Source organism: Mesorhizobium silamurunense (genome assembly GCF_014843905.1).
GTDB classification, from domain to species: domain Bacteria; phylum Pseudomonadota; class Alphaproteobacteria; order Rhizobiales; family Rhizobiaceae; genus Mesorhizobium; species Mesorhizobium silamurunense.
Map to the genome: position 1 here is coordinate 1 of NZ_LPVS01000094.1, position 18035 is coordinate 18035.

General features: G+C 64.2%; 15 protein-coding genes and 1 pseudogene. 14 read left to right on the plus strand and 2 right to left on the minus strand.

All coding sequences use genetic code 11. The annotated features are described in order from the left end of the window. Window positions 1-410: 410 nt before the first annotated feature. Both AU465_RS37875 and AU465_RS28130 read right to left on the minus strand, forming a co-directional pair. Window positions 411-497, minus strand: a pseudogene (locus AU465_RS37875) (GDP-mannose 4,6-dehydratase); the annotation flags it as partial. Between the two features lie 101 nt (window positions 498-598). Continuing rightward, the gene (locus tag AU465_RS28130) at window positions 599-1753 is read right to left on the minus strand and encodes a dihydrodipicolinate synthase family protein (RefSeq protein ID WP_192255429.1); all 1155 of its coding nucleotides are present in this window, start codon (window positions 1751-1753) and stop codon (window positions 599-601) included. Window positions 1754-1984: 231 nt separating this feature from the next. On the opposite strand from AU465_RS28130, the gene AU465_RS28135 reads away from it, so the two are divergent. The 14 genes from AU465_RS28135 (at window position 1985) to AU465_RS28200 (ending at window position 18019) form a co-directional block, all read left to right on the plus strand. Next, window positions 1985-3037 carry a LacI family DNA-binding transcriptional regulator gene (locus AU465_RS28135; protein WP_192255431.1) on the plus strand — a complete coding sequence of 351 codons (1053 nt, stop codon included), beginning with the start codon at window positions 1985-1987 and terminating at the stop codon, window positions 3035-3037. Further along, a complete protein-coding gene (locus AU465_RS28140) occupies window positions 3034-4050 on the plus strand; it encodes a Gfo/Idh/MocA family protein (protein ID WP_192255433.1) in 1017 nt (338 codons plus the stop codon). Before AU465_RS28135 ends, AU465_RS28140 begins: the two co-directional genes overlap by 4 nt. After that, entirely contained in the window at window positions 4047-5690 is a 1644-nt protein-coding gene (locus tag AU465_RS28145; protein WP_192255434.1) for an acyl CoA:acetate/3-ketoacid CoA transferase, read from the plus strand. Before AU465_RS28140 ends, AU465_RS28145 begins: the two co-directional genes overlap by 4 nt. Then, window positions 5683-6459: an enoyl-CoA hydratase/isomerase family protein gene (locus AU465_RS28150; RefSeq protein WP_192255436.1), complete on the plus strand. Its 777-nt coding sequence runs from the start codon at window positions 5683-5685 to the stop codon at window positions 6457-6459. The genes AU465_RS28145 and AU465_RS28150 overlap by 8 nt, the downstream gene beginning before the upstream one ends. A gap of 10 nt (window positions 6460-6469) precedes the next feature. Then, window positions 6470-7981, plus strand: a complete 1512-nt coding sequence (locus tag AU465_RS28155) for an aldehyde dehydrogenase family protein (protein WP_192255438.1) — start codon at window positions 6470-6472, stop codon at window positions 7979-7981. A 57-nt stretch (window positions 7982-8038) separates the two neighbouring features. Beyond that, window positions 8039-9292 (plus strand): ABC transporter substrate-binding protein, encoded by a 1254-nt coding sequence (locus AU465_RS28160; protein WP_192255440.1) that lies wholly within the window; start codon window positions 8039-8041, stop codon window positions 9290-9292. Between the two features lie 128 nt (window positions 9293-9420). Continuing rightward, window positions 9421-10380, plus strand: a complete 960-nt coding sequence (locus AU465_RS28165; protein WP_192255442.1) for a carbohydrate ABC transporter permease — start codon at window positions 9421-9423, stop codon at window positions 10378-10380. Then, complete coding sequence (locus tag AU465_RS28170) at window positions 10377-11321, plus strand: carbohydrate ABC transporter permease (RefSeq protein WP_192255444.1); 945 nt, start codon at window positions 10377-10379, stop codon at window positions 11319-11321. The genes AU465_RS28165 and AU465_RS28170 overlap by 4 nt, the downstream gene beginning before the upstream one ends. A 22-nt stretch (window positions 11322-11343) precedes the next feature. Continuing rightward, entirely contained in the window at window positions 11344-12459 is a 1116-nt protein-coding gene (locus tag AU465_RS28175; RefSeq protein WP_192255446.1) for an ABC transporter ATP-binding protein, read from the plus strand. Between the two features lie 5 nt (window positions 12460-12464). Further along, window positions 12465-13982: a GMC oxidoreductase gene (locus tag AU465_RS28180; RefSeq protein ID WP_192255448.1), complete on the plus strand. Its 1518-nt coding sequence runs from the start codon at window positions 12465-12467 to the stop codon at window positions 13980-13982. Next, window positions 13979-14740, plus strand: a complete 762-nt coding sequence (locus tag AU465_RS28185) for a 3-ketoacyl-ACP reductase (protein ID WP_192255450.1) — start codon at window positions 13979-13981, stop codon at window positions 14738-14740. The genes AU465_RS28180 and AU465_RS28185 overlap by 4 nt, the downstream gene beginning before the upstream one ends. A gap of 12 nt (window positions 14741-14752) precedes the next feature. Beyond that, complete coding sequence (locus AU465_RS28190; protein ID WP_192255452.1) at window positions 14753-16381, plus strand: GMC family oxidoreductase; 1629 nt, start codon at window positions 14753-14755, stop codon at window positions 16379-16381. Between the two features lie 10 nt (window positions 16382-16391). Then, window positions 16392-16709, plus strand: coding sequence for a Dabb family protein (locus tag AU465_RS28195; protein ID WP_192255454.1), 318 nt, complete (start codon window positions 16392-16394; stop codon window positions 16707-16709). A gap of 92 nt (window positions 16710-16801) precedes the next feature. Continuing rightward, the gene (locus tag AU465_RS28200; protein WP_192255456.1) at window positions 16802-18019 is read left to right on the plus strand and encodes an MFS transporter; all 1218 of its coding nucleotides are present in this window, start codon (window positions 16802-16804) and stop codon (window positions 18017-18019) included. Window positions 18020-18035 lie beyond the last annotated feature (16 nt).

An 18035-nucleotide genomic window follows, 5' to 3' on the forward strand; every position in this document is an offset into this window, starting at 1 on the left:
AATCACCCAACAGATATCAACTCAACAAATTAATGGGTCCTGACCCTAGCCGAATGAGCTGGCGAGGCCGCGTATCACCCGAACTCAGATCGCGACCACGGAGCGCATCAGCCACACTGCAGCGGCCGTGTCGGAAGGACCGTGCCGCGACAGACACGGACGGTCCCGGTGTCCGGCGGCAACGCAGGACAGGCGCGAGACCGAGCTGCCGCGCTCAGTCGGCGATCAAGGTCAGGATATTCTCAACCGGCCCGGATTCTCAGCCGCCTGAGCCGCCACATGGCCATCGCCTGGCCCGTTTTCGGCTTCTGGCCCATCGCCACGCGCCGCCTGATTCTTCGGAAGATCGCGTTTTCAGGCTCCGTCTTCACCACCCGCGTCGGGCCGACGCTCGCTCATTCAGACGCGCCGATGTAGCCCTTCTCAAGCAGCAATTGTGCCAGATAGGCCCCGTCCTGCCCGGTTACGCCGGTAGTCAGAGCTACTTTGTCCGTCATTGCCGCATTCATCCACATGAATTGGCAAGCGATTGCAGATTTGCCGGCGGAAGGCAAATCCCGATGCGGGGAAAGACTTAACCCATAGAAGTCAATCTGGCTCAGACGCCTGAGACGGCGCAGAGGGCTTTCATCCTGGCGACGGCGAGGTCAGGGTTGGCCAGCAATCCCGCCTGGTCGGCGAGGCGAAAGATGTCGGCGTAGTGGCATATGCCGCGCGCCGACTGCATGCCGCCGACCATGGCGAAATGATCCTGGTGCCCGTTCAGCCAGGCCATGAAGACGATACCCGCCTTGTAATATTCGGTCGGCGCCTCGAAGATCTTGCGCGACAGCGGCACGGTCGGCGCCATCAGCGCGTCATAGCCGGCCCGGTTGCCCTCGCCGAGCTTCACCAGCGCGGCGTTGGCCACCGGCGCGATGGCGTCGAAGATGCCGAGCAGCGCATGCGAGTGCCTCTTGCCGTCGCCGGCGATCAATTCCGGGTAGTTGAAATCGTCACCCGTGAACATCACCACGCCTTCAGGGAGGCGGTCGCGCAGCAACACCTCCTTGCCGGCATCGAGCAGCGATATCTTTATGCCTTCGACCTTGTCGGCATGCCGCTCGATGATGGCAACGACCGTCTCCAGCGCAGGCTCGAAATCCCGACTGCCCCAATAGCCCTTGAGCGCCGGGTCGAACATGTCGCCCAGCCAGTGCAAGATCACCTTGCCGGAGGCCTGTGAGAGAATGCGGTCGTAGACGCGCGCGTAGTCGTCCGGTCCCTTGGCCACCGCCGCCAGCGCGCGGCTCGCCATCATGATCGCCTTGCCGCCCTCGCCTTCGATGAAGGCGAACTGCTCCTCATAGGCACGGATCACGTCGTCCAGGGTCCTTGCCGCCGCCGGCGCCAGTTGGTCGGTGCCGGCGCCCGAAGCGAGATCGGCGCCCTTCATCGTACGTGCCTCGGCGATCGAGCGGCGGATCAGTTCCTTCGCGCTTGCCCAGTCGAAACCCATGCCGCGCTGGGAAGTGTCCATCGCCTCGGCGATGCAGAAGCCGAGCCGCCACAAATGATGGCGAAAGGCCATGGTCTTGTCCCAGTCGACCGCCGGCCGCGACCAGGGATCGGTCATGGCGAAGGGGTTGGCGACGACATGGGCGGCGGCATAGGCGACGCGCGGGAAATCCGCGCCGATGATCGGCTCCGCCGGTTGGCCAACCAGCCGGTAGGCGACACGGTCGCCATTCTCCGCAGGCAGGATGATGTCCATCGAAATCTCCCTTTGCGGCAGCCTATAAATGGAACGTTCCAATAAATCAAGAACCTTTACAACTCTTGTGACTGAAGCGATTCAATGCTGCATCATGCTCCATCGACCTAGCATTTGCCGGGTCATTCATCAATTTTTTGAATTTCACAAGAATCCCAATTGACTCCGGTTTGGCGCAATGTTTAGAACGTTCCAATAGATTTGACGCCGAACGCGGAGTAAAGCACGGACATGGCCAGCCGGGCCAAGGCGACGATCCTGGATATCGCCCGCGAGGCTGGCGTGTCCAAATCGACGGTATCGCTCGTGCTGCAAGGCAGCGGGCTGATCCGGCCTGAGACAGCGGTCAAGGTGCGCAAGGCGATCGAGGATGTCGGCTATGTCTACAACCGTGGCGCCGCCAATCTGCGCAAGGCGCATTCCAACGTCATCGGCATGGTGATCAACGACCTCACCAATCCCTTCTTCGCCGAGCTGGCGGTCGGCATGGAGCGTGTCTTCCAGGCCGCCGGTATCGTGCCCTTCATCGCCAACACGGCGGAAAACCCTGTGCGTCAGGAAGAAGTGCTGAAGTCGCTGATGGAGCAGGGCGTCGCCGGCTTGATCGTCTCGCCGGCGCGCGGCACCACGCCCGGCGCCTTCCGCCGCATCGAGGCGGCCGGGGTACCGATCGTCTTTGCCATGCGCCGTCTGCCCGAGAGCCGCATCCCGGCAATCGCGCCCGACAACCATCGCGGCGCCTATCTCGCCACCCAGCATCTGATCGGCAAAGGCCATCGCCGATTAGCCTTCTTCGGTGGCTCCTCGGACCTGGTGGTTTATCACGACCGGCTGGGCGGCTTCCTCGAAGCCTGCGAGGCCCTTGGCATTCCTGCCGCTGACAGGACCATCGTCGAGGGCGAGACCAGCCGCAGAGGCGGCATGGCTTGCCTTGAGACCGCCCTTGCGGCACCTGAGCCGCCGACGGCCGCCCTTTGCTTCAACGATGCCGTCGCTTTCGGCGTCATGTTGGCGCTGCGCAAGCGCGGCCTGGAGGCAGGAACGGATTTTGCCGTGGTCGGCTTCGACGACGTGGCCGAAGCGGAACACTACATGCCGGCGCTGACCAGCGTTGCAGTCGATACCGCCGGCCTCGGCGAGCGCGCCGCCCACGTCATGCTGAAGATGATCCAGTCGCGCACGACGCGCGCCGAGGATCATATCGGCGCGGTCAGCCTGGCCATCAGGGAGAGTTGCGGCCCGGATCGCAATGCGCGCGGCGTTGGAATGGGAGATGCGGCATGAGCGTGAGATGGGGCCTGATCGGCGCAAGCACGATCGCCAGACAGTTCATGATCAACGCCATTCGCGCGCAGGCCGATGGCGAGGTCGCCGCCGTGATGAGCTCCAGTCCCGAGCGCGCAGAAGCCTGTGCCAGGGAAAACGGCATTCCTACAGCCGTCTCGGCGCTCGATGCGTTGCTCGCGGCCGATATCGACGCCGTCTACATCTCCACCACCAACGAGTTGCACCTCGAACAGGGGCTTGCCGCGATCGAGGCCGGCAAGCATGTGCTGTGCGAAAAGCCGCTGGCGCTGACCAGCGCCGATGCGCGCAAGATGGTCGCGGCTGCCAGGAAAGCCGGCATCGTGTTCGGCACCAACCATCATCTGCGCAATGCCGGCGCGCACCGTGCGATGCGCGAGGCGATTGCGGCGGGGCGCATCGGCAAGCCGATCGCCGCGCGTGTCTTCCATTCCGTCTACCTGCCTGAGAGCCTGCAGGGCTGGCGCATCACCAGGCCCGAAGCCGGTGGCGGCGTCGTGCTCGACATTACCGTCCACGATGCTGACACACTACGCTTCGTGCTCGGCGACGATCCGGTCGAGATATCGGCTTTCACGCAGTCGGCCGGCATGGCCGGCGGCGGGCTGGAGGACGGCGCCATGTGCATCTGGCGCTTCAAGTCCGGCGTCATTGCGCAATCGCATGAGGGCTTCACGACGAAATTCGCCGGCACCGGCTTCGAGGTGCATGGATCGGAAGGCTCGCTGATCGCCACCAATGTGATGACGCAGAAGCCGGTCGGCTCCGTGCTGCTGCGCACCGCCTCGGGTGAAGAAGAGCTGAGCTTCGACCGCGAGGACCTCTACACGCGCTCGCTGCGCCAGTTCCACGCCGCGATCAGCGGCGAAGGCCAGCCTTCCGCCACCGGCGAGGACGGCATCTGGTCGCTGGCGTCGGCCGAAGCCGCGCTGCAATCCTCGAAAACCGGCAAGGCTGTGACCATCGATCCGCAACTCGGGAGCCTCGCGTGAGCAAGCTCGTCTCGGCGGCCCATGCCGCCAGCCTGATCAAGGACGGCATGGTCGTCTCGGTGTCGTCGTCGAGCGGCCTCGGCTGCCCCGATGCCGTGCTTGCCGCGATCGGCGAGCGCTTCGACACGGAAGGTCATCCGAAGGCGATCACCACGCTGCACCCGATCGCCGCCGGCGACATGTACGGCATCAAGGGCATCGACCATCTCGCCAAGCCCGGCTTGCTGAAGCGCACGCTTTGCGGCTCCTATCCTTCCGGCCCCTCCTCCGCAGAGCCGCCGCAGATCTGGAAGATGATCGGCGACAATTCCGTCGCCGCCTATAACGTCCCTTCCGGCATCCTGTTCGACATGCATCGCGAGGCCGCCGCCAAGCGGCCGGGCGTGCTGACCAAGGTCGGCCTCGACACTTTCGCCGACCCGCGCCACCAAGGCTGCGCCATGAATGAGGCAGCCGGCGAGCCGATCGTCTCGGTGCAGCAGTTCGACGGCGAGGAATGGCTCTATTTCCGCGCCATCGTTCCAAACGTCTCGATCATCCGTGCCACCTCCGCCGACGAGCGCGGCAACCTCACCTACGAGCATGAAGGCGCGTATCTCGGCGGTCTGGAACAAGCGCTCGCAGCCCGCAACAATGGTGGCATCGTCATTGCGCAGGTGAAGCGCGTCGTTGAGAACGGCACGCTGAAGCCGCATGACGTGCGCGTCCCCGGCGTGCTGGTCGACCATATCGTGGTGGCGCCCGACCAATTGCAGACGACGCAGACGCCTTACGACCCGGCGATCTCAGGCGAAATCTTCCGCCCGCTCTCGACCTTCCGCACGCCCGAGATGAACGTTCAGAAGGTGATCGCCCGCCGCGTCGCGATGGAATTGCGCGACGGCATGGCCGTCAACATCGGCTTCGGCATTTCCGCCAACGTGCCGCGCATCCTTCTGGAGGAAGGCCAGCACGGCAAGGTCACCTGGGTGATCGAGCAGGGCGCCGTCGGCGGCGTGCCGCTGCTCGACTTCAAGTTCGGCTGCGCCTCCAATGCCGAGGCGATCATGCCCTCGCCGCACCAGTTCATCTACTTCCAGGCCGGCGGCTTCGATGCCTCGCTGCTTTCCTTCCTGCAGATCGACCGTCACGGCTCCGTCAACGTTTCGAAGCTTTCGGCACGGCCGCATGTCACCGCCGGCGCCGGCGGCTTCGTCGACATCACGTCGCGGGCGAAGAAGATCGTCTTCTCCGGCTTCTTCAATGCCGGCGCCAAGCTCTCGCTGGCCGATGGCGGCATCCGCATCGACCAGGAAGGCAAGGTCAAGAAGGTGGTCGAGGAGGTCGAGCACATCTCCTTCTCCGGCAAGCGCGCGGTCGCGCAAGGCCAGGACATCACCTATGTCACCGAACGCTGCGTGATGAGGCTGACGCCGGACGGGTTGATGGTGACGGAGCTGGCACCCGGCATCGACCTCGAGCGCGATGTGCTGGCGCAGGCCGACATTCCGCTCGCCATCGCCAACGACCTCAAGGTGACGCCTGCGTCGCTTTACCAGGACCGGCCGATCGGCTTGTCGCTCAACGGCGGTGCCTCGCTCGGAGGTGCACATGGGTTGTCGCTCAACGGCGGTGCCTCGCTCGGAGGTGCACATGGCTGAGCGCCTCGTCACCTTCGAAAAGGACGGCGCCATCGGCGTCGTCACGCTGCGGCGGCCGGAAAAATTCAACGCGCTCGACATTCCGATGCTGCGCGCGCTCGAAACCGCGCTCGACGAGGCCGAACTGGCCGAAGGCGTCCGAGTCGTGCTCATCCGCGGCGAAGGCAAGGGTTTTTGCGCCGGCGGCGACGTCGAGGCCTGGGGCGCGATGAGCGCCGCCGATTTCCAGGTGCAATGGGTCCGCTACGGTCACCGCGTCTTCGACCGGTTGGCTCGCTTGCGGCAGCCTACGATCGCCGTGCTGTCCGGTCACGCGCTGGGCGGAGGGCTTGAGCTGGCCGCGGCCTGCGACTTCCGCGTCGCCGAAAGCCGGGTGAAGCTTGGCTTCCCCGAAACCTCGATCGGCGTCGTGCCCGGCTGGTCCGGCACGCAACGCGCCGTGCGCCGCTTCGGCGCGCAAGCGGTGCGGCGCATGGCCCTCGGCGGTGAGATCCTGCAGGCAGCCGAAGCGCTTGCGCTCGGCGTCGTCGACCGCGTCGTCGACAGCGGCAAGGCGTTCGACGAAGCCAGGGCCTGGGGCGAAAAGATCGCCGAGCGCGGGCCGCTCGCAACCGAGGCCGCCAAGCTGATGATCGCCGTTGCCGAAGGCGAGGAGAATGCCGCCGCGACCGAGGTGCTGGCGAGCGGCTTCATTGCGTTGACCGGCGACCTCAAGGCCGGCGTCGGCGCCTTCAAGGCCAAGCAGAAGCCGGCCTTTTCGAGATCCTAGAGAAAGCACGATGAACGCACCCCTCAACATTGCCATGCCGGCCGAGGCGTCCCAGGCGCCGAAGACTTACAAGCTTCTCATAGACGGCAAGCATGTCGACGCCCGTGACGGCCGCACCATCGAGCGCAGCAGCGCTGGCCACGGCTTTACCGTTTCGCGTTACGCCCAGGCCGGCGTCGCGGAAGTGGAAGCCGCGGTCCAGGCCGCGCACAGGGCCTTCGAGAAAGGTCCCTGGCCGCGCATGAACGCGTCGGAACGCGCCGCTGTGCTGCTCAAGGCGGCCGACCTGATCGAGACCCGACTGGAACAGATTGCCAGGCTCGACGCGCTGGAATCCGGCAAGCCGATCGCCCAGGCGCGCGGCGAGATCGGCGGCGCCGTCGACATCTGGCGCTATGCCGCCTCGCTTGCCCGCACGCTGCATGGCGAAAGCTATGCCAATCTTGGCGACTCCATGCTGGGCGTGGTGCTGCGCGAGCCGATCGGCGTCGTCTCGATCATCACGCCGTGGAATTTCCCGTTCCTGATCATCAGCCAGAAACTGCCCTTCGCGCTCGCCGCCGGCTGCACTGCGGTGGTGAAGCCGAGCGAGATGACGTCGGCCTCAACCTTCGTGCTCGGCGACATCCTGCTGGAAGCGGGCCTGCCGGCCGGCGTCGTCAACATCCTCGCCGGCTTCGGCGCCGATGTCGGCGCGCCGATGGTCAGCCATCCGCTGGTCGAGATGGTCTCCTTCACCGGCTCGACCCGCGTCGGCAAGATGACCATGGCCGCCGCCTCGAATTCCTTGAAGAAGGTTTCGATGGAGCTCGGCGGCAAGAACGGCCAGATCGTCTTCCCCGACGCCGACCTCGAAGCGGCGGCGGACGCCGCCGTGTTCGGCGGCTTCTTCAACGCCGGTGAATGCTGCAATGCCGGCAGCCGGCTGATCGTGCATGCGGCGATCGCCGACGACTTCCTCGGCGCGGTCAAGGCGCTGGCCGAGAAGGTTCGCGTTGGCGACCCACTTGACGACCGCACCAAGGTCGGCGCCATGATCTCGGCCGACCACATGGAAAAGGTAGCCGGCTATGTGACGGCGGCCAGGACCGACGGCGGCGACGTCTACAGCGGCGGTGGGCAACTCGCCTCCAACGCCGGCCAGTATCTCGACCCGACCATCGTGCGGGGCGTCACCGAGGACATGGCCATCGCCCGCGAGGAAGTGTTCGGGCCGGTGCTGTCCGTGCTCACTTTTGAAACGATTGAAAAGGCATTGCACATCGCCAACAACACGCCCTATGGTCTGTCTGCGGGTGTGTGGAGCGCCAGCATCGACACGTGCATGTCGGTGGCGCGCGGTGTGCGTTCGGGGACGGTTTGGGTGAACACGTTCATGGAAGGTTATCCCGAACTGCCCTTCGGCGGCTACAAGCAGTCCGGTCTTGGACGCGAACTCGGCAAACGCGCCGTCGAGGACTATACCGAGGAAAAGACTATCCAGTTTCATCGCGGCCAGCGCACCGGATGGTGGGTCGGCTGAGTTGGGAACCCCGGCGGACATCCGCCGGTGATGTGCATGCAACAAGGGAGGTAGTACATGTTGCGCAAACTGCTTATCGGAACGGCTCTTGCGACGAGCTTTGCGTTCTCGGCGCATGCCGCGGACGTCAAGGAAGTGCAGATGCTGCATTGGTGGACGTCGGGCGGCGAAGCGGCCGCTCTGAACGTGCTGAAGCAGGATCTGGCCAAGGAAGGCTACGCCTGGAAGGACGTGCCGGTGGCCGGCGGCGGCGGCGACGCCGCCATGACCGCGCTGAAGGCGATGGTCGCGGCCGGCAACTATCCGACCGCCTCGCAGATGCTCGGCTACACCGTGCTCGACTATGCCGCCGCCGGCGTCATGGGCGACTTGACCGAGACCGCGAAGAAGGAAGGCTGGGACAAGTCGGTTCCGGCCGCCCTGCAGAAGTTCTCCGTCTATGACGGCAAGTGGGTCGCGGCTCCCGTCAACGTCCACTCCGTCAACTGGCTGTGGATCAACAAGGCGGTGATGGACAAGATCGGCGGCACCGAGCCGAAGACCTTCGACGACTTCATTGCCCTTCTCGACAAGGCCAAGGCCGCGGGCGTCATCCCGCTGGCGCTCGGCGGCCAGAACTGGCAGGAAGCCACCATGTTCGACTCCGTCGTGCTGTCGACCGGCGGGCCGGAGTTCTACAAGAAGGCGATGAACGACCTCGATGAGGAATCGCTCAAGTCCGACACGATGAAGAAGTCGTTCGACAACCTTGCCAAGCTCGTCACCTATGTCGACCCGAACTTCTCGGGCCGCGACTGGAACCTCGCCACCGCCATGGTCATCAAGGGCGACGCGCTGGTTCAGGTCATGGGCGACTGGGCCAAGGGCGAGTTCCACGCCGCCAAGAAGGAGCCGGGCACGGACTTCCTGTGCTATCGCTTCCCCGGCACCGACGGCAGCGTGATCTACAACTCCGACATGTTCGGCATGTTCAACGTTCCGGACGACCGCAAGGCCGCCCAGGTCGCTCTGGCCACCGCCACTTTGTCGAAGAGCTTCCAGTCGGCCTTCAACGTTGTGAAGGGTTCGGTCCCGGCCCGCACCGACGTGCCTGACACCGACTTCGACGCTTGCGGCAAGAAGGGCATCGCCGACCTGAAGAAGGCCAATGAAGGAGGCACGCTGTTCGGCTCGCTGGCCCAGGGCTATGGCGCGCCTCCGGCTGTTGCCAACGCTTACAAGGACGTCATCTCGAAGTTCGTCCACGGTCAGATCAAGACCTCGGACGAGGCCGTGACCGAGCTGGTCAAGGCGATCGACGACGCCAAGTAAGGCGTTTTGCCGTAAACTCGAGTCTCCCCCGCTTCGGCGGGGGAGGTCTCCTGTCGAGACGATATCCGGGATTTGCCTGGCGTGTCCGCGCGCCGGCCGGTCACCGCTAACCGGTACTGGATGAGCCAATGAGCACAGTTGCCGAAACCACTGCGAAGCTGACACCGGAACACGACGCCCGCCCCAGCGCGTCCGTCCGCACGCGATTGCAGGATCTGCTGCCGAAGATCGTTCTGGCGCCGAGCTTCGCGGCGACGATCGTCTTCGTCTATGGCTTCATCCTGTGGACGATCTATCTGTCATTCACCAACTCCAAGACCTTCCCGTCCTATGACATCACCGGCGCCCGCGCCTACCAGCGGCTATGGCGCTGGACCTTCGAGAGCGACCCGCCGTCGAGCTGGTACACCTCGATCACCAACATGGGCATTTTCGGTTTCCTCTATATCCTGATCTGCCTGGCGCTCGGCCTGTTCCTCGCCATCCTGCTCGACCAGAAAATCCGCGGCGAAGGCGTGTTGCGGCCGGTCTACCTCTATCCGATGGCGCTTTCCTTCATCGTCACTGGCGTCGCCTGGAAATGGTTCCTCGATCCCGGCCTCGGCCTCGAGCAGACGCTGCATCAATGGGGCTGGACGAGCTTCCATTTCGACTGGATCAAGAACAAGGATTTCGTCATCTACACTGTGGTGATCGCCGGCGTCTGGCAGGCTTCGGGATTCATCATGGCGATGTTCCTGGCCGGGCTTCGCGGCATCGACGGCGAGATCATGAAGGCGGCGCAGATCGACGGCGCCACAACCTTCCAGCTCTACCGCCGCATTGTCATTCCGCTGCTGCGGCCGGTGTTCCTGTCGGCCTTCATCGTGCTCGCCCACCTCGCCATCAAGTCCTACGACCTTGTCGTGGCGCTGACCAGCGGCGGCCCGGGCGGCTCGGCCTGGCTGCCGTCGAACTTCATGTATGAGTTCACCTTCAAGCGCAACGAGATGGCGGTCGGCTCCGCCAGCGCGGTGATCATGCTGATGACGCTGACCGCCATCATCGTGCCTTACCTCTATTCCGAGCTCAGGGAGAAGCCGCGATGAGCGCGATCACCTCACCGGCCCGCCAGGCCTCGAGCGGCGTCAGCGCCAGGACGATCAACCGCATCGTCATCTATGGTCTGCTCGCGCTGTTCGCGCTGTTCTACCTGATGCCGCTCTTCGTCATGCTGGTCACCTCGTTCAAGACCATGGACGAGATCCAGAACGGCAACATGCTGGCGCTGCCGCAGTCGCCGACCATCGCGCCCTGGTTCAAGGCTTGGGGCGAAACCTGCGTCGGCCTCACCTGCGCCGGCATCAAGGGCTACTTCTGGAACTCCATCAAGATGGTGGTTCCGGCGGTGCTGATCTCGACGCTGCTCGGCGCCCTCAACGGCTACGTGCTTACCAAATGGCGCTTCCGCGGCCACACGCTGGTCTTCGCGATGATGCTGTTCGCCTGCTTCATTCCGTTCCAGTCGGTGCTTTTGCCGATGGCGACGATCCTCGGCAGCATCGGCCGCTTCGGCGTCACCTTGCGGAACGCGACCGGGTTCAACTTCGGCCTCGGCAATTCGACGGTGAACCTGGTCTTCGTCCATGTCGTCTACGGCCTGGGCTTCACCACGCTGTTCTTCCGCAACTACTACGAGGCCTTCCCGACCGAGCTGGTGAAGGCGGCGCAGGTCGATGGCGCCTCTTTCTTCCAGATATTCCGCCGCATCATGCTGCCGAACTCGATGCCGATCTTCGTCGTCACCGTCATCTACCAGTTCACCAATATCTGGAACGACTTCCTGTTCGCCTCGGCCTATGCCGGCACCGGCGACGTGATGCCGATGACGGTGGCGCTGAACAATGTCGTCAACACCTCGACCGGCGTCGTCGAATACAACGTCAACATGGCCGCGGCGATGATCGCCGCGCTCCCCACCTTGCTCGTCTATGTCGTCGCCGGCCGCTACTTCGTGCGCGGGCTGATGGCAGGCGCGGTCAAGGGCTGACCTCTTTCTTGAAGGAACGACCATGGCTTTTCTGGAAATTGATGGGCTGAAGAAGCGTTTCGGGAATGTCGAGATCCTGAAGGGCATCGATGTCGAGCTCGAAAAGGGCGGCTTCCTCGTTCTGGTTGGCCCGTCCGGCTGCGGCAAGTCCACGCTGCTCAACACCATCGCCGGCCTGGAGCAGATCACCGAAGGCGAGATCCGCGTCGATGGCCGCGCGATCAACGATCTGCACCCGTCGAAGCGCGACATCGCCATGGTGTTCCAGAGCTACGCGCTCTATCCGAACATGACGGTCGCCGGAAACATCGCCTTCGGCATGGAGATGCGCGGCGTGCCGGTGGCGGAGCGGCAGAAGGCGATCGACAAAGTGGCCAAGATCCTGCAGATCGGCCACCTCCTGCAACGCAAGCCAAGCCAGCTTTCCGGCGGTCAGCGCCAACGCGTCGCCATGGGCCGGGCGCTGGTCCGCGACCCGAAGCTCTTCCTGTTCGACGAACCGCTCTCCAATCTCGACGCCAAGCTGCGCGTCGACATGCGCATCGAGATCAAGCGCCTGCATGCGACCACCGGCACCACGATCGTCTATGTCACGCACGACCAGATCGAGGCGATGACGCTGGCGACCAAGATCGCCGTGATGCGCGACGGCGAGGTGCAGCAGTTCGGCACGCCGGCCGAGATCTACAACAACCCTACCAACGTCTTCGTCGCCGACTTCATGGGCTCGCCCGCGATGAACCTCATCCCGGCCAAGATCGGCGCCAATGGCAGCGGGCTTTCCGTCGTGCTCGATCGCGAGGCGCGCCAGCCGATCACGCTGTCGCTGCCCGGCGCGCCGGCAGGCCTTGCTGCCTTCAAGGACAAGGCGGTTATCTTCGGCGTGCGTCCCGAAGCGCTGACCGATCCGGAAGGTGCGGAGCGCAACGGGTCCGAGATCGCCACCGCCGACTGCCACATCGAAGTGGTCGAGCCGGCTGGATCGGATACTTTCGCGGTCACCAACCTGGGCGGCAAGGGTGTGGTGGCGCGGCTGCGGGCGGACGCCAGGATTCAGCCCGGCACTAGCACGCCGCTGGCCTTCAACCTGAGCAAGGCGGTGTTCTTCGACCCGGCGACCGAGAAGCGTATCCTCTAACGATTATGACAAATCCGGATATCGTCATCATCGGCTCCGGCATTGGCGGCGCCACGATCGCCTCTGGCTTGGCCGGCAGCGGCGCCTCGATCTTGATCCTGGAGCGCGGTGAACCGCTACCCGCGACGCCGCATGCGCGCTCGACGCGATCGATCTTCGTCGACGAGCACTACCGGCCGAAGGAGATGTGGCGCGAGGCCGGCGGCGCGGCCTTCAACCCGGGCAACTACTACTATGTCGGCGGCAATTCCAAATTCTTCGGCGCGGTGCTGATCCGCTACCGCAAGGAGGACTTTTCCGAGCTCGAGCATTTCGGCGGTGTGTCACCCGCCTGGCCGTTTTCCTACGACGAGTTCGAACCCTGGTATTCGAAGGCCGAGCAGCTTTTTCGCGTGCGCGGAACGCTCGGCGAGGATCCGACCGAGCCGTTCCACTCGATCCCCTACGCCTTCAAGCCGGTGCCCGACGAGCCCTCGATCGCGCGCGCCCGCGCCGAACTCAAAGGTCTTGGCCTGCATCCGGCCTCGCTGCCGCTCGGCGTCGACATCGAAGCCTGGCTGAAAGAGGGCAAGACGGGTTGGGATGCTTTCCCGAACACCGGCCAGGGTAAGATCGACGCCCAGACTGGACCGCTGACGGCGGCGCTTTTGGACAAGAACATCAAGCTCGAAACTGGCGCCCATGTCGACTGGCTCGAGGCATCGCCGGACGGCAACTCGATAGCCGCCGTCCACTACACCCAGAATGGCTCGCAAAAGACGTTGTCGCCGAAACTGGTCATCCTCTCGGCCGGCGCGGTCAACTCCGCCGTCATCCTGCTGCGCTCGCCGTCGCCCAATACCGGTACGAAAGGGGGCAAGGGCCTGGCCAACAGCTCCGACCAGGTCGGCCGCAATTTCATGAACCACAATTCGAGCGCGATGCTGGCAATCGACCCGCGCCGCCGCAACGATGCCGTCTACCAGAAGACGCTGATGCTCAACGACTACTATCTGTCGGACGGCAAGGGCGGCAAACCGCTGGGCAATGTGCAGTTGCTCGGCAAGATCGACGGCAACATGCTGCGGGCCAATGTCAAGCTGGCGCCGAAATTCGCGCTCGATTTCATGGCCGGCCACGCCGTCGACTGGTATCTGATGTGCGAGGACCTGCCCGATCCCGAAAGCCGCATCATGGTCGACGGCAAGGAGATCGTCATGCAGTGGCAGCGCTCCAACATGCAGTCGCTAGAAGGCCTGACCAAGGTGATGCGCGAGAATTTTCGTGCCTGCGGCTATCCGATCGTGCTGTCGCGCCCCTTCGACAAGCGCACGCCCTCGCACCAGTGCGGCACGGTGAAGATGGGCAACGATCCGGCAACAGCGCCGCTCAATCCCTTCTGTCGTGCCTTCGACCACCGGAACCTGTTCGTCGTCGACGCCGGCTTCCTGCCGACCTCCGCCGCGGTCAATCCGGCGCTGTCGATCGCGGCGCAAGCGCTGCGGGTCGCTGATCACATCCGCAAGATGGACCTCGCCGCATGAGCCGCCCGGCAGCCATCGTCACCGGCGGCGCGCGCGGCATCGGCCTCGCCTGCGCCGAGGCGCTGGCCGATGCCGGCTTCGACATTCTTGTCGCCGACCTCGCGAACGACCCCACCAAACGGCTTATAGAGAACATCACGACGCGTGGTGCAGCGTTCGCCTACCATCGCTGCGATATTGCCAAACTTTCCGATCACGCAACGCTTGTCGGTGCCGCCATGCGCGCCTTCGGGCGCATCGATTGCCTCGTCAACAACGCCGGCGTCGGCGCCGTCGTGCGCGGCGATCTTCTTGAGCTGAAGCCGGAGAACTTCGATCGCGCACTTGCGATCAATCTGCGCGGCACGATGTTCCTGACCCAGGCTGTCGCCAAGGCCATGCTTTCGGCGCCCGTCGCATCGGCCAGATCGATCATCACCATCACTTCGGTCAGCGCCGCCATGGCCTCGCCTGAGCGTGCCGACTACTGCATTTCGAAGGCCGGCCTTTCCATGTGGGTGAAGAACCTGGCGCTGCGGCTCGCGGCGGAAAACATCGGCGTGTTCGAGGTGCGGCCGGGCATCATCCGCACCGACATGACAGCGGGCGTTTCCGCCAAATATGACGCGCTTATCGATGGCGGCCTGGTGCCGGCCAAACGCTGGGGCGAAGCCGCCGATATCGGCGCGGTGGTGGCAGCGTTGGCTTCCGGCAAGTTCGGCTTCTCGACCGGGTCGGTCATCGATGTCGACGGCGCGCTTTCCGTGCCTCGCTTGTAAGTGAGTGGAACAATGGCTGACTACATCATCGTTGGCGCCGGTCCGGCCGGCTGCGTTCTTGCCAACCGGCTGAGCGAAGATCCTTCTCATTCGGTCCTTCTCCTGGAAGCCGGCGGCAAGGACTGGCATCCGCTGATCCACATGCCGGCGGGCTTCGCCAAGATGACCAAGGGCATCGCCTCCTGGGGCTGGTCGACGGTGCCGCAGAAGAACATGAAGAACCGCGTCTTCTGGTACACGCAAGCCAAGGTGGTCGGCGGCGGCTCGTCGATCAACGCGCAGATCTACACGCGCGGCAACGCCCGCGACTACGATGCCTGGGAGAAGGAAGAGGGCCTCGCCGGCTGGGGTTATCGCGACGTGCTGCCCTATTTCAAGCGCGCCGAGAACAACCAGCGCTTCGCCAACGACTATCACGGCGACCAGGGGCCGCTCGGCGTCTCCAACCCGATCTCGCCGCTGCCGATCTGCGAGGCCTATTTCCGTGCCGGCCAGGAGATGGGCATCCCGTTCAATCCGGATTTCAACGGCGCCAGCCAGGAGGGCGTCGGCTACTATCAGCTTACCCAGAAGGACGCGCGGCGCTCCTCTGCGTCGGTCGCCTATCTGAAACCGATCCGCGACCGCAAGAATTTGACGGTCAGGACCGACGTGCTGGTCACCCGCGTCGTCGTCGAGACGGGCCGCGCCGTAGGCGTCGAGATCGTCGACCGGCCGGGTGGCGAGAAGACGATCCTGCGCTCGAACCGCGAGGTGGTAGTCTCCTCCGGCGCCATCGGCTCGCCGAAGCTTCTGATGCAGTCCGGCATCGGCCCGGCCGACCACCTGAAGTCGGTCGGCGTGACGCCCGTCCACGACCTGCCCGGCGTCGGCTCGAACATGCAGGACCATCTCGACCTGTTCGTCATTTCCGAATGCACCGGCGACCACACCTATGACAACTACGGCAAGCTGCACCGCACCATGTGGGCCGGTCTGCAATATCTGCTTTTGAAGAAGGGCCCGGTCGCCTCCAGCCTGTTCGAGACCGGCGGCTTCTGGTACGCCGACCCGACCGCCGCCTCACCCGATATCCAGTTCCATCTTGGCCTCGGCTCCGGCATCGAGGCCGGCGTCGAGAAGCTGAAGAACCCCGGCGTGACGCTCAACTCCGCCTTCCTGCGCCCGCGCTCGCGCGGCACGGTGCGGCTGAAGAGCGCCGACCCGGCCGATCATCCGCTGATCGATCCGAACTACTGGTCCGATCCGTATGATCGCGACATGTCGATCAAGGGGCTCAGGCTGGCGCGCGAGATCATGCGGCAGAAGGCGCTTCAGCCTTATGTGCTGCGCGAGGTGCTGCCCGGCCCTGCCCTGCAAAGCGACGCCGACCTCTTCGACTATGCCTGCCGCACCTCGAAGACCGACCACCACCCGGTCGGCACCTGCCGCATGGGCCATGACGCAATGAGCGTGGTGACGCCGGACCTCAGGCTGCGCGGCATAGAAGGCCTGCGCGTCTGCGATGCGTCGGTGATGCCGCGTGTTCCCTCCTCCAATACCAATGCGCCGACAATCATGGTCGGCGAAAAAGGCGCCGACCTGATCCTCGGCCGCGAGCCATTGCCGCCGGCCGTTTTCAAAGGCAACCAGGCGGCTTGAGGGAACATCGATGATCAGGCACTGCGTCTTCGTCCGCTTCCGCGACGATGTCTCCACCTCCGAGCGCGCGGCGATCCACGCCGACCTCGAGGCGCTGCGCTCCGTCATCGACGGCATGGGCAAGGTTCATTTCAGCGCCAATGTCAGCCCCGAGCCCTTCGCGCGCGGCCTCACGCATGGCTTCACCATCGACTTCCGCGATGCCGGCGCCCGCGACGCCTATCTAACGCATGAAGCCCATCAGCGCGCCGGCGCTCGCCTGGTTGCCGCGCTCGAAGGCGGCACCGACGGGCTGATGGTGTTCGACCTCGAATTTACGGAAATGTGACCGCCGGTTCACCGAAAACCGGCAAACCAGCCGTTCTCTTTTGCGCGCCGTGGAACATATCGCCCCCGGGGGATGCAAAGGAGAGAAACGCCTTGAACCTCACCACCGAGCAGAAGAAAACCGTAGTCGCATCATTCCTGGGCTGGACGCTCGATGCTTTTGATTTCTTCCTTCTGACATTCCTGCTTACCGATATTGCCAGTGAATTCCAGACCGACGTCCCGGCAGTCTCCAAAGCACTGTTCCTGACGCTCGCCACGCGCTTCATCGGCGCGTTCTTCTTCGGCATGCTAGCCGACAAATACGGCCGCAAGCCCATCCTGATGCTGAACATCGTCAGCTATTCGGTGATCGGGGCGCTGGCCGCTTTCTCGCCCAATCTCGGCATATTCCTGGCCCTGCGCGCGCTGTTCGGCATCGCCATGGGCGGCGAATGGGGCCTCGGCAGCTCGCTTGCCATGGAATCCATTCCGCCAAGCGCGCGCGGCATGGTCTCGGGCATCCTGCAATGCGGCTATCCCGCCGGCTATCCGCTCGCGGCGGTGGTCTACGGGCTGCTCTACGGGCAGACGATCGGCGACTTCACCATCGGCTGGCGCGCCATGTTCCTGCTGAGCTTCGTGCCGGCGCTGATCGTGCTCTTCATCCGCTCGCATGTCCCGGAATCGCCGGCATTCGTCGAAGGCCGAGCGCAGGCGCGGCCAGGCCTTCTCGAAACGCTGCGGCAGCACTGGGGCATCGCGGTCTATGCCGTCGTGCTGATGATGTTCTTCAACTTCTTCAGCCACGGCACGCAGGACCTCTACCCGACCTTCCTGAAGAAGCAACACGGTTTCGATCCGCACACGGTGAGCTGGATCACCATCGTCGCCAATATCGGCGCCATTATCGGCGGTCTGGCCTTCGGCGCGCTGTCGGAAAAGATCGGCCGCGTCAACGCCATCACGATTGCCTGCGTGATCGCCTTGCCGACCATTCCGCTGTGGGCTTATTCGACCACGCCCTTCATGCTGGCGCTCGGCGCGTTCGTCATGCAGGTAGCGGTGCAGGGCGCCTGGGGCGTGATCCCGGTGCATCTCAACGAGCTATCGCCGGGTACCGTGCGGGCGACCTTGCCGGGCTTCATCTACCAGGCCGGCAATCTCGCCGCTTCCTATGGCGGTCCCTACCAGGCGGGTATCGCCGAAGCTCCCGGAGGCAGCTACGGCTACGCGCTGGCGTTGTTTGCCGGCGTTGTCGCCGTCTGCATCATCGTCGTCATCCGCTTCAGTCCGGAGAAGCGCGGCCAGGTGATGACCGTGTTTGGCTGATTTTTGTTTCTACGCA